The 13,017-nt window shown below is 61.7% G+C and carries 7 protein-coding genes; 2 read left to right on the top strand and 5 right to left on the bottom strand.

Annotation, left to right across the window (positions count from 1 at the left end):
• Positions 1-183: 183 nt before the first annotated feature.
• The 5 genes from GYH34_RS19895 to GYH34_RS19875 all read right to left on the bottom strand — a co-directional run bounded on the left by GYH34_RS19895 (position 184) and on the right by GYH34_RS19875 (position 9,447).
• Entirely contained in the window at positions 184-3,363 is a 3,180-nt protein-coding gene (locus tag GYH34_RS19895; RefSeq protein WP_161915335.1) for an error-prone DNA polymerase, read from the bottom strand.
• The gene (locus GYH34_RS19890; protein WP_161915334.1) at positions 3,360-4,883 is read right to left on the bottom strand and encodes a DNA polymerase Y family protein; all 1,524 of its coding nucleotides are present in this window, start codon (positions 4,881-4,883) and stop codon (positions 3,360-3,362) included. Before GYH34_RS19890 ends, GYH34_RS19895 begins: the two co-directional genes overlap by 4 nt.
• Complete coding sequence (locus tag GYH34_RS19885) at positions 4,798-5,550, bottom strand: ImuA family protein (protein ID WP_161915333.1); 753 nt, start codon at positions 5,548-5,550, stop codon at positions 4,798-4,800. The genes GYH34_RS19890 and GYH34_RS19885 overlap by 86 nt, the downstream gene beginning before the upstream one ends.
• 256 nt (positions 5,551-5,806) lie before the next feature.
• Positions 5,807-7,090: a PepSY-associated TM helix domain-containing protein gene (locus GYH34_RS19880; protein ID WP_161915332.1), complete on the bottom strand. Its 1,284-nt coding sequence runs from the start codon at positions 7,088-7,090 to the stop codon at positions 5,807-5,809.
• 125 nt (positions 7,091-7,215) lie between these two features.
• On the bottom strand, positions 7,216-9,447 hold the full coding sequence (locus tag GYH34_RS19875; RefSeq protein ID WP_161915331.1) for a TonB-dependent siderophore receptor: 2,232 nt from the start codon (positions 9,445-9,447) through the stop codon (positions 7,216-7,218).
• Between the two features lie 527 nt (positions 9,448-9,974).
• Between GYH34_RS19875 and GYH34_RS19870 the strand changes: the two genes are divergently transcribed.
• Both GYH34_RS19870 and GYH34_RS19865 read left to right on the top strand, forming a co-directional pair.
• Positions 9,975-10,760, top strand: a complete 786-nt coding sequence (locus tag GYH34_RS19870) for a response regulator transcription factor (RefSeq protein WP_348983928.1) — start codon at positions 9,975-9,977, stop codon at positions 10,758-10,760.
• Complete coding sequence (locus GYH34_RS19865) at positions 10,753-12,126, top strand: HAMP domain-containing sensor histidine kinase (RefSeq protein ID WP_161915330.1); 1,374 nt, start codon at positions 10,753-10,755, stop codon at positions 12,124-12,126. Before GYH34_RS19870 ends, GYH34_RS19865 begins: the two co-directional genes overlap by 8 nt.
• The last annotated feature ends 891 nt before the right edge of the window (positions 12,127-13,017 follow it).

Genomic DNA, 13,017 nt, shown 5'->3' with positions numbered 1-13,017 from the left:
ATAAAAGATCGCGTCACGAAAGGGCGAGCGGATCTCCGCAGATCTCAACCTTCTCGGCGCGCGGGTCATCGCCCGTCGAGGAGACATCTGCGCTCCAAAATCGCTGATGCGCTCTCGACCCTGGCGGCTGCGTCGACTTATCTCGACGCAGCCGTCGCCGCGAGGCGGCTGTAGAGATTTCAATCAGCAAAAATCCCGGCTTTTCACTCGTATCGAGCCCCGGCTGCGGAGCTGATCGCCTCGGCCATGCGGAAGAGGAAACGCTGTTTCCCGGCTGCCCACGCTGGCGAGGTCGGCCGAGAGGTCCGTGATGCGCTGCGCGACCAGATGAACGACGTCGCCCTCGCGCTGCACGCGGCCGTGCGCCGCCATCATCCCGGCCGACAGGATGGCGCGCCGGTTCGCCTCGAGCACCTTCGCCCAGATCACGAGATTGGCGATGCCGGTCTCGTCCTCCAAGGTGACGAACATGACCCCCTTGGCGCTCCCAGGACGCTGGCGGACGAGGACGATGCCGGCCGCTTCCAGCCAGCGGCCGTCGCGCGCCGCCATGGCCTCGGCGCAGGTGACGATGCGCCGGCGCCGGAGATCCTCGCGGAGGAAGCTGAGCGGGTGCGATCTCAATGTCAGTCCGACATGGCCGTAGTCCTCGACGACCTCGCCGCCCGCCGTCATCGGCCGCAACGTAACGACGGGCTCGTTCACCTCGGGCACGAATTCCGCCTCCCGCGCGGAGGCGGCGGCGAAGAGAGGAAGCGGCTCGTCCCGCAGCGCCTTGATCGCCCATAGGGCCTCGCGGCGGGCGAGCCCCACGGCCGGACGGAAGGCGTCGGCCTCGGCGAGATGGACGAGAGCCGCTGACGGGACGCCGGCGCGCCGCCAGAGATCGTCGACTGAGGCGAAGGGCCGGTCGGCGCGTGCGGCGACGATGGCGCCGCCATGGGCGTTGGCGAGACCTTTGACCATGCGCAGGCCGAGGCGCACCGCGAAGCGGCTGTCGTCCTCGGTCGGCTCCAGCGCACAGTCCCAGCGCGAGGCGTTGACGCAGACCGGCCGCACATCGACTCCATGCGCGACCGCGTCCCTGACGATCTGGGCCGGCGCATAGAAGCCCATGGGCTGAGCATTCAGCAGCGCCGCGCAGAACACATCGGGATGCCAGCATTTCAGCCAGGCGCTGGCGTAGGCGATGAGCGCGAAAGAGGCCGCGTGCGATTCAGGAAAGCCGTAGGAGCCGAAGCCTTCGAGCTGACGGAAGGTCTGCTCGGCGAAGTCGCGCTCATAGCCGCGGTCGACCATTCCTTCGATCAGCTTCTGCTTGAATCCGGAGACGCCGCCGGTGAATTTGAACGTGGCCATGGATTTGCGCAGCATGTCGGCTTCGCCGGGCGTGAAGCCGGCGCATTCGATCGCCACGCGCATGGCCTGTTCCTGAAAGAGCGGGACGCCCAAGGTCTTGCCGAGCACTTTTTCGAGCTCCGGCTTCGGGAAGACGACGGGCTCCAGCCCTTCGCGGCGGCGCAGGTAGGGGTGGACCATGTCGCCCTGGATCGGTCCCGGCCTGACGATCGCGACCTGCACGACGAGATCGTAGAAGGTCCGCGGCTTCAGCCGCGGCAACATCGACATCTGCGCGCGGGATTCGATCTGAAAGGTTCCGAGCGTGTCGGCGCGCCGGATCATCGCATAGGTCCGCGGGTCCTCGGCTGGAATGGCGGCGAGATCGAGATGGACTCCCTTGTGATCGGCGAGCATGTCGAGGCCGCGCTTCATGCAGCTCAGCATCCCCAGAGCCAGCACGTCGACCTTCATGAACTTCAAGGCGTCGATGTCGTCCTTGTCCCATTCGATCACTTGCCGCATGTCCATCGCGGCCGGCTCGATCGGGACTAGCTCGTCGAGCCTGTCCTGGGTGAGCACGAATCCGCCGGGATGTTGCGACAGATGCCGGGGCGTCCCCATGAGCTGACGCGCGAGGTCGAGCGCCAGACGCAAGCGCCGGTCGCCGAGGGCGCCGACGTGTTCATCCTCGGCGCCCTCCGATTGTTCCCAGACCTGGCTCGACAGCGTCTCGACGATATCTTGGGTGAGGCCGAGCGCCTTGCCGACGTCGCGCATCGCGCCCTTGGCCCGATAGCGGATCATGGTCGAGCAAAGCGCCGCGCGGTCGCGGCCATAGGTGTCGAACACCCACTGCATGACGATCTCGCGCCTCTCATGCTCGAAATCGACATCGATGTCCGGCGGCTCGCGGCGCTCCTCGCTGACGAACCTCTCGAACAGGAGGTCGTTGCGGCCGGGATCGATCGAGGTGACGCCGAGCACGTAGCAGACGGCGGAATTGGCGGCCGATCCACGGCCCTGGCAGAGGATGTCTCGGGAGCGGGCGAAGCGGACGATACTGTTCACGGTGAGGAAATACGGCGCGTATCGAAGCTTCTCGATCAGGCCCAGCTCGTGTCGCAGGGATGCCCGGACGCTCTCCGGCACGCCTTCGGGATAGCGCATTTCTGCGCCCTCCCAGACGAGCTTCTCCAGCGTCTCCTGCGGGGTGAGCGTCGGATCGTCGCGTTCCTCGGGATATTGGTAGGAAAGCTCCCCGAGGTCGAAGCGGCAACGCGCCGCGATCTCGATCGTGCGCGCGACCGCCTCGGGATTGCGCGGGAACAGCCGGCGCATTTCCTCGGGCGGCTTCATGTAGCGGTCGCCGTGCTCGCGCCGATCGCCGAGCTCGTCGATGGTGACGCCGTGGCGGATGCAGCTCACGACATCCTGCAGCATGCGCCGGTCGGGCGCGTGATAGAGCACGTCATTGGTGACGACGCTCGGCACGCGCATCCGCGTCGCCATGGTCGACAGCTCGTGGATGCGAAGCTGGTCATTGGGACGCCGACGAAGCGTCAATGCGAGATAGGCGCGGTCGCCGAAGGCGTCGCGCAGCCGGCGCAATCTCAGGCCGCAGGTCTCATCGGCCTCGTCAGGAACGAGGATGACGATCAGGCCCTCGCCATAGGCGACGAGATCGGCCCATTCGAGGATGCATTTCGCCTTGCCGCCGCGCTTCTTGCCGAGCGACAGCAGTCGGCAGAGGCCGCCATAGGCGGCGCGGTCGGTCGGATAGACCAGCACTGACATGCCGTCGATGAGATCGAGGCGACAGCCGACGATCAGGCGCACGCCGGTCGTCTTGGCGGCCTCGAATGCGCGCACGACGCCGGCCAGCGAGTTGCGGTCGACCACGGCGACCGCTTCGACGCCTTGAAGCGCAGCCTGGGCGAATAGCTCATCGCAGGATGACGCGCCGCGCAGAAACGAAAAATGCGACGTGACCTGCAGCTCGGCGTAGCGGAATGGGCCGCTCATCCGAACACTCCGTGCAGGAACCAGCGCTGCGAGCCGCTGTTGGGATCCTCGCCATCTCCAGAGCGGAAGATCCAATAGCGTTCGCCGGCGTCGTCCTCGACGCGGAAATAGTCACGCACGGCGGTCAGCTCTGCATCGCGCCGCCACCATTCGCCGCGGATGCGCTCGGGTCCGTCGGCTCGGCGGACGCGTCGCCGGACGCCGCGCCAGCTGAAGGCGACCGGCGGATGATCCGGCAGGGCGGCCAGCGTCTCGATCGGCTCGGGCGACGGCAACAGCCGCGATGGCCGAGGCCAGCGTCCCTGCCATGTCTCGCCGGTGTCCGGCGCCATGGGCGGAATTCGGCGCACCGAGCGCTCGGGCGTCTCGGTGGCGACCGGCGCAGCTCGGTAGAGGCTACGCTCACCGACGCGATTGACGAGGGTGTCGACGAGATCGGACACGTCCGACGCTCCGTCATCGACCATCGCGGTCAGGGTCTGCTTTTCCGCGAGCGGCTCGGCCAGTGTCGCGGCGAGGCTGAGGGTTTCGATGCCGAATCCGGGCTCGATCGTGTCGATCTTGTCGGTCAGCAGCCGCGTGAGGCGCTTCACGTCGCGCACCGGCATGGCGACCCCGACACGGACCGCCTGCACGCGATCGTCGACCCGGTGACAAATGAGGTCGAGGCGCTTGGCCCCCAGCCCCTCGGCCTCCAGTCCGGCGCAGAGCTGGACGACCAACTCGCCGATATGGCGGGCGATGGTCTCGGCCGCGCCGATAGGCTCCGCGAAATTGCGCTTCACCTCGATCAGCTCGTCGGGTCGGATCGGCTCGATCGGCTCGCTGAGAGTCCCCAGAGCCTGGTCTATGCGGCGACCGAGCTGCGGACCGAAGCGCAGCGTGAGCGGCGCGCGCGGTTGCGCGAGGAGATCGCCGATCCGCTCGAAGCCGAGAACATGGAGCGCCGCGACCATGTCGGCAGGCAGGCGAAGCGCGGCGAGTGGAAGGCCCGTCAGCACGGAGCCGCCATGACCGAGCGGCGCGATCAGCACAGGCCGCGCGGCGTAGCGAGCCAAGGCGTGCGCCGCGCCCCAGCTGTCGGCGATCGCCGCACGCGCGCGCACGCCGGACGACGAAAGCCTGTCGATCAGGCCGGCGAGCATGGTCTCTTCGCCGCCGTGAAGATGATCGGCGCCGGTGGAGTCGATCACCAAGCCGTCCGGGGGATCAGCCGCGACGATCGGCGCGTAGCGTCGGAGCGCCCACAGCGCGAGACGGTCGAGACCCTGGGCGTCGGCCGCGGCGTCGTGATCTCGAACGATGAGGCCCTGCACGAGAATTCGCGCCTTGGCGGCCGGCATTCCGACGCTCGCGCCGGCGGCCACGGCCGCCGCATCCGCAGCCCGCACCACCTGCCTCCTCCCATCGTGGCCGATCAGGACGAGCGGCGTCTCAGCCGGCGGCGCCGCGTCGCCAGCTTGCCGTCGAAGCCGGTCTGTGGGCCAGCTCGGCAGGAACAGCGAGACGACCCGAACCATCACACGCCTCCACTTCGAAATCCGCGCTTTCACCGGCGCGGACACGGATCAGCTCCAGGAGCCAACGGTGGCGTCCGACGCCGGGGACCGGCAGAGCCGCCGAGGGCATGACCGAGACGCGCCATCGGGTGGCCGCAGCAGTCGGCTGACCGAAGTCGACGGCTTCGGATTGCCGGCGCCAGCGCCGCAACGCGAGCCCGATCGAGCCGCTTTCCTCGGCGCAGAGCTGGAGACGCCGGGACGCGGTCATGTCGAGACGCGCGACTTCTCCGACGACCGCGCCGAGACCGCCGTGCCGCAAGCCTTCTTCGACACATGCGAGCACTGTCTTGTCGTTGCCGGCCTCGACATAGATCACGCGATCGGGCGGCAAGCCCGCCTGCGCCAGCGCCGGGGCGAAGAGATCGGATCGCGTGATGACCCAGAGAACCTTGCCTTTCGTGCGCGTCGCGATCCCGGCGGCGAAGAGCGCAGCGGCCGCGCCGTCCACGGCGCCATTGCCGCCGCCAGCGATCTCATGGAGCGCGCCAAGAGGGAGACCACCGCCTGGAAGACGGGCGTCGATGTCGGCGATTCCGAACGGAAGGACCGATTTGACGCGCCGGGCTCGGCCTTCGATCTTCTCGATCTGCGCGCGCAACGACTCTATGGCGGGCTGGTGCCGCAAGCGCCTTCTCGACCTCTGGGTGTGGGCTCAATGCCATGTTCCCTAAATGTTCTTCCCTTCGAGGTCGGGAGTCAAGAGGACGGGGTTGCGGATATTTCTCGGCACGGAAGGCCGCGCTACGAAGGTGAAACTCTGACCCATTGCTGCCCTGTCGCGCACGAATGTCGAACGACTGCTTACTTCGGTAGCAGACATTTCCATGACCATTGCCGAGTTCACCTTCCGCTGAGGTCTTCGGATCGCGCGCAGTCGCCGATCATCTAAACCTCAGCCGGCTAGCTGCATCACCCCCTCTTGTTTTGACGATGCGGTGCGCCCGCCGCTTTTGAAGCCAACGCACGACGCCAGTAAAGAAGATCAAAGGCCAGCTCAAGCCGAAGAGAAATACGGCTATGCGGCCGGGCCATCCGAGCACATAGCCGGAATGCAATGCCCACTGCCACGCTATGAACCCATCGCCATCACCTTTAAGGGGATCGTTTACATGAATTAAATCACCGTCGAATCGATCGACGAAAATCGTCCGGGCCCCTTCGAGCCCCCAGCCGATAGGGAATAGTTGGGTGAACACGTAAAATCCATTCTTCGGCGTCGGTAGCGCCACCGAATAGATGTGCCCCTCTGGAAATGAGCGCTCGACTGACGCGAGCGCGTCATCGAGCGACGTCGACGCGTGCTGATGCCGGTGAGGGGTCGAATGAAATTTCTCGACCTTGGTGAGGTGCGAAAATATTTCCACCACCGCGCGGAATTGGACTGGCAAATTAAAGGACAATCCCGATAAGAGAACGGCGATGGCGACTGGCAGAAGAAAGATGCCGGAGAGACGATGAATGTCATAGTTCAATCGTTCGAACTTCGCTGGCCACTTTATTATAAATGCATTGCGCCACTTGCCATTTCGCGGCCACCATAGAAAAATACCCGTGAGCGTGGACAGGCTTGCGAGCACAGCGATGATTCCAACGAATGCGTCTCCAGAACCGGGGGTCAGCAGCTGATAATGAAGCTTGAACAGGAAACCGATAAAGCTGGCGTTGAAGGTCTCGGAATCCGTGTACCACAGACGTCTTCCAGTTACCTCTGCCGTATATGGGTTGACGAACACATGCAACGTATTCCACGTTCCAGACTCTTCGTTCTTTATGCGGTAGTAAAATAGAAAGGCTTCACGCTCTGTTTGCGGCCAATAGCTGAATCTGAGGTTCGCGTCCGCGGGAATTGCGTTTCGCGCCGCATCAACGATCTCCTCCAATGGACGCCATGCGTCGATGCCTTGGGACGCGGCTGCCACGAGTCGAAGTTCTGGATTGAGCCATTCATCGATTTCTGTCCAGAAAACGAGCGCTGAGCCGGTGATCCCGATGATCGACAAAAAGAGACCGAGCGAGAGCCCCAACCATAGATGAGTCCTTCGCCAGATTTCACGCCAAGGCTTCAGCGTCATGCGCTTCGACAGGCGAAGGGGACGCGACGGAACGCCAACTCCAATCATCCCAGTGCTCTCCAAAAGCGCGACGCGGATCGAAGAGATTGCCATCACCGGCGCGCAAATTGACTGCAAATCATGCCGACTTTCAGTGGAGTCGATCGCTCGAACGGCATCGGTCGAGCGATCGGTTCGGCGTCCCTGGCGCCGTCGAAATGAAAGCGATGCGCCGAGGATCAGAACTCGGCGCGCAGCGAAACGAGAAAGGATCTCGGCGCTCCGGGCACGCTGCTCAACCGATTGGTGGCGCCGATGTAGTGCGTCGTGTCTAGAATATTGTTCACATTCACCTGCAAGGTGAGCAGCTTCACCCATGGCATGCTCGCGGGCGTCATGCTGTAAGAGGCCATTCCGTTCAGCAGCGCATAGGCCGGAAGCTCGAATGTGTTGCCGAGATCGCCTTTGCGCTCGCCCACGACATTCACGCCGCCGGCGACGCTCAGGCCTCTGAGCTCGCCATCCGCTTCATATTTGAGCCAAACATTTCCCGCATGCAGAGGAACATTCGGCAGCCGATTATTGGTGTTGCCCGATCCGCCGCTCGCAGTATTGTCTTTCGTCACTCTTGCTTTCGTAAAGCTGTAATTGGCGATCAAGCTCCAATTATCGCTCACTCTACCTTGCACATCCACCTCGAAACCATTGCTCTCTGCCTCGCCAATCGGGCGAGAAAAAATCGTCCCGACAACGGCCGTGAGCACATTGGTCTTTGTGATCGCATAATATGCGGCCGACGCCGTCAGGCGGCCATCCAGAAGCTCCGACTTGACGCCTCCTTCGAACTGATGGGCCTTTTGTGGTGGAAGAGCGGAGCCGTTTTCCGCGACTCCATTGCTGACGCCGAAAGACTGCGAATAATTGGAGTAGAGGGACAGCCAGGAGAGAGGCTGGATCACGAGGCCGAGACGGGGGCTGAACTGGCTCGATTGAATGGTCTTGAACGCCAGTTCTGCTTGACCACGTGAGTTACTGTCGAAGCCGGAGCCGTATATCGCCGAATCCCATCTCCCGCCTAACAAAAGATGAATCTTGTCGTCCAGGAAGGAAATCTGATCCTGTCCGTAGACCCCCTTCCAACTCTCTTTGAAAAGATCGAAATTGTTCTGCTTCTGCGCATAGAACGCGGAAATGGCGCCATTCGAATAGGCGGGATTCCAGACGTTGATCGCGGGAACCGCCGGAGACGGGGCGTACCACCCGACACGGGAATATGAACCCTGGTAGTAGTCGGCGCCCAAGAGAACCTCATGCTCGAGCGGGCCAGTCGTGAACCTCCCTTGGAGGTCGAGGTTGGACGAGAGCGTTCGCTGACTGCCATTCGGGATGAAATATTGGGATCGAGTGATATTTCCGGAGCTCGCGTTGAACCCTCTATTGATCGTGTCATTCTCGAAAAAATCTTGATTCCAATAGGTGAATCGGCTCACGACTTTCCATGCGTCCGTTAAATTCACGGTCGCGTCATAGCCGATGAAAAGACGCTCCTGTCGATTCGGCTGCACCAATGTCAGCGAGGGTTCCGCATAATTGCGATAAATCGGAACATTCGCGGGCCTTCGGCCGATTGCAGGTATCGAATTATATGCGTCGGAAGTGAATTTCAGGTTCTGATATTCGCCGTCGATATTGAGCGTGATTTGCTCGTTCGGCCGCCATGTGAGCGTCGGCGCGAGGAAGATGTTTTCCCGCTCGACGAAGTCGCGGTGCGACTCTGTGTTGAGATAGGCGCCGTTGAAGCGGTAGGCGAGCGTCTTTTCGGCGTTCAGCGGCCCGGTCGCGTCGAATGACGTTTTCGTATAGCCGAAGGAGCCGGCCTGTTCCTGGATCGAGTAATAGGGTTCGAACAGAGGACGCTTCGGCACGAGATTGACGAGGCCGCCCGGCTCGATCCGACCATACAGCATCGCCGCGGGGCCTTTGAGCACCTCGATCGATTGCAGATTGGCGGTTTCGAGATTGGTCGTGTCGACGACTCTGAGACCGTTCCGATATGTGTTACGACCGACGTCGAATCCCCGTATGACGAAGCGGTCGTAGAATTGGCTTCCCGTGATGGACATGCCGCTGACATTGGCGACGACGCTGTTCAGGACGGAGGTCGATTGCTGATCGTCGATCGTCTGGCGCGTCACGACTTGAATCGCCGTCGGCGTTTGCAGGATCGGCGTATTGGTCTTGCCGACCATGGCGGCGGTCTTTTGATCTACGGCGTAGCCGGTGAAGCGCCCGCCGAGGCCGGCGCCGTGCTGACTCGAGCCGGGTCTCTCCCGAGAGGCGGCCCCTTGCCGCGCGTCGCGCGTTTCCGCGGCGATGTCGATCGCCGGAAGCGCCTCCTGAGCGAGGACGGAGGACGCAGCGAGAGAGAGGGCGCCGATGGAGGCGCCGCGCAATAGCATAGAACGGAACATGTCATTCTCCTGGCGCGGCGTGCGAGCCGCGCGAAAACCGTGGGAGTCTTCCGACTCATTCGTGTGAGATGGTCGACGTCAGGAGAAGTCTGGCGGTCCTCGCGGCGGCGGCGCGAGCCGCCGGGCGAGCGCGGGCGCCTCCTCGAGCGAGGAGCGGCGGGTCGGGGCCGAGGAGAGAGGCAGGCGTCCGAGGGGGAGGTCGGGCGAGCGGGCGACGATCGGGAGGAAGTCGGCTCCGGGGCGGGACGAATAGATAATGCAACAGTCGTGACGACACGATCCCCGCGCCGGGTCCGGGAGGTCGCCACGCTCCCGCGAACAATGCTCGTCAGCGTCGCGAACGGCGATCGTCGCGTGATCGCGACCGAGGTCCGCGCGAGCGAGGGCGCCGAAGGTCACCCCCTGCAAAATCGCCAGAACCGAAAGAAACCAGCTCATCCGCCGCATGTTCGCCCCTTGCTCGCGCCACTTTACGGGAGCGCTGGTAACCACGCGGTCACATTTCGAGGTTTTTTGGGGGGCCGCGCTTGTCGAGCCGAATTCGATTTGATGTTGCGCCTCCGCAACATCCCCCTAAACTCGGCGCGGAAACGCTATCTGCCGCGGTCGGTAAAAAAGGACAGCGTCGTTCGATGCGGATTCTCATCGTCGAAGATCAACCCGATATAGCGACATTGATCGGTCGCAATGTCTCCAAATCCGGATTTGTCGCCGATCGAGTGGGCACATTGACGGACGCATCCGCTGCGATCAGAGACAATGATTATCCGCTGGTGCTGCTCGATCGCCGTCTCCCGGACGGAGACGGCATGTCGCTCATTCCGGAAATGAAGCGCATGAGGCCGGGCGTTCGCATCGTGATCGTCTCGGCCGCGAGAAAGATAGACGAGCGGGTCAGCGGATTGGAAGCCGGGGCCGACGACTATCTGACGAAGCCTTTCGCCGCGAAGGAGCTCATCGCTCGTATTCGCGCCTGCCTCAGGCGGCCCGGGGGAGAGCAGCTTCCTCCGATCATGATCGGCGCCCTTTCGGTCGATCCCAACTCCCATGAAGCCTCTATCCGAGGCGCGCCATTCATTCCGCCGCGTCGCGAATTGATATTGCTCGAAGCCTTGGCGAGACGCGCAGGGCGTGCGGTCAATTATCCTGTATTGATCGAAGAGGTTTACGGTTCTGAAGACGATTCGTGCCTCGGTGCGCTGAAAATGCTCGTCAGCCGTCTACGACAGAGGTTGAACGATAAAGACGCCGGCCTCGAAATTCATGCGCCGAAAGGGATCGGCTATCTCATCAAGGAAATTAGACGTGATTAAGCTGCGGTCTCTGTCATCGAGACTTATCGCCTATTGGATAGCGGGCTTATTTTTTGTTTTGGTTCTGGCTCCGGTGCCTGCAATTGTGACCGTGTCGACGATTTTAGCCGGATATCGACATATTCCGCCCCTCAGTGGTTGGACGACGAAGAGATCGCGAGAGATCGTCCTGCGATCCCTTCACATCGATGCGTCCGGACGAAAGTCGATCGAGCCAACTGACGAACTGCGCCAATATAGGATGCGCAATCCAGAATTCCGCTTCACGGTTATAGACGCGGAAACCAATTCGATCGTCTCCGGATCGTCGACGGAGCTGGGATCATATTTCGGTCGAATGACTGTATTCGACGATATTTATTTCGGATTCCATTTGAGCGATGACACGAATAAACGTTCATATGGCTATCTGGTGTCGGAGGAGACGCCGAATGGTCGTTTGCACGTTGCGACATACGGATCTTATTTTCAATGGGAAGATGTCGTATTTCAGATGATCCACATCGACCGAAATAGAGATTTCTTTTATTTTGTCGCTCTTTCGATAGCGATGGCGGTCGTCGCGGCGGTCGTCATCCGACGCGGGCTCGCGCCGTTGCACGCTCTCGCGACGCGCATCGCCGCGATCGATCTGAATACTATCGATCAGCATTTTTCGGCGGCGGGACAGCCGACGGAGACGCTTCCCTTCATCGAAGCCGTGAACAAAGCATTCGAGCGCGTGAACGAAGGCGTCGCGCGTGAACGACGGTTCGCCGCAAATTCAGCGCATGAGTTGCGCACCCCGCTCACGATACTGCGGTCGCGAGTCGAGACATTGGACGAAAGCGTCGTAAAGCACGAGCTCGATAGGGACGTACGTCGAATGCAGACGATCGTGGAGCAATTGCTGGTCCTCGCCCAGATGAAGGAGCGGAATTACTCCGAATCTCAGCCTATCGACTTAAATCGGCTCGTTCTCGCGATCGTCACGGATTACGCGCCCATTGCGATCGACAACCGCAAGAATATCGAGTTCGACACCCCGCCCCATTCGATCATGGCGCGCGAACATGAGTGGGCCGTCGAATGCATCCTCACCAATCTCATCGAGAATGCGATCCGAGCGGAGCCCGTAGGCGGAACAGTTGTCGTTCGTCTCGAGAAGGACGCGACTATCGATGTCGTCGATCACGGAGGAGGTGTGGCGCCCGCGGATCGAGACATGGTGTTCGAGCCGTTCTGGCGCAGGGAAGAAATGTCGCCTGGGTCCGGGCTCGGTTTGTCCATCGTGAAGGAATTGGTTCAGCTATCGGGAGGCCGAATCTACATCGCGGATACACCCGGAGGCGGAGCGACGTTCAGGGTCATATTCGCCGCGGAGTAGACCCATGTCGATCCGGCCATGCATCGTGTCGATTTGCGGCGAAGTTCAGGCGAGAGGCCCCGCGGGCGATTCAGATGTGGAATATGAACAGGCGCAGGGTCTCGACGCCAATCGGCGTCCTGAAGCGTTGAAAAATTATGCTCCGCCAGGGTCAAAACCGAGCGCTCGCTCATATGATGTCGGCGCCACTCGATTTTTGCCGCCGACCGGGTCTCGAATCGATTTTGGCTTGCGATTATGGCGCGCCGCGGTTTGAGCAGCGAACCCGCGGTCTTTGCATGGATTTTCGCATCTCCAGCTTGGGATAGCGAACCACGACCTTCGGGGAGCGAAACTCGTCACGAGCCTGCAGCCGCGCCGCGCGAGATTAGAACGTCTATGTCCAGCCGATCCGCCGCCGCGAATGTCCGCGAAATCCAGGGAAAGCGGACCCTGCGGTCGTCCATGGTGAATGACGGCTCATGGCGCGAGTTCCCCCTTCCCGACGGCGAAGGAGGAACTGTGACCCATTGCAGCCGGATCCCGCCCGCGGGGCGGACGACCGGTTACGCAGAAAGCCGACATACCCACCTGGCTGAAAGTAAGCGCGGTCGAGCCTCAGCGCCTTCCAGCGGTCTGGAGCCGTGTACAACACAGGGGCGTTGCCAGAACGACTTTCGGCGCCGGCAAGAAAATGCTCAAAGGTAAATAGAATGTGAATAAAATAAAAAACTCTCTGCCGCGTTTCGTCGCTCCGGCTTATGCCGCCAGCATAATTTACAGGTTATAGAGTAAAGCATAGTTCATTGCCTCACATTCGTCGCATTGCCGCATTTAATGAGCGTTAGAAAACTATCGAACCCATGGAAGGAAGCCGAAATTAATGCGTCCCGAGAGTGATTTGTGCTCGAT

The sequence above is a fragment of the Methylosinus sp. C49 genome, assembly GCF_009936375.1.
GTDB lineage: Bacteria > Pseudomonadota > Alphaproteobacteria > Rhizobiales > Beijerinckiaceae > Methylosinus.
Note: the sequence above shows the minus strand (reverse complement) of the source record. Positions and strands in the feature narration are given on the sequence as shown.

Bases quoted from the DNA above. Each gene is read 5' to 3' on its own strand.
- GYH34_RS19895 (WP_161915335.1), bottom strand. From the start codon at position 3,363: ATGAGCGGCCCATTCCGCTACGCCGAGCTGCAGGTCACGTCGCATTTT.
- GYH34_RS19890 (WP_161915334.1), bottom strand. From the start codon at position 4,883: ATGGTTCGGGTCGTCTCGCTGTTCCTGCCGAGCTGGCCCACAGACCGG.
- GYH34_RS19880 (WP_161915332.1), bottom strand. From the start codon at position 7,090: ATGGCAATCTCTTCGATCCGCGTCGCGCTTTTGGAGAGCACTGGGATG.
- GYH34_RS19875 (WP_161915331.1), bottom strand. From the start codon at position 9,447: ATGTTCCGTTCTATGCTATTGCGCGGCGCCTCCATCGGCGCCCTCTCT.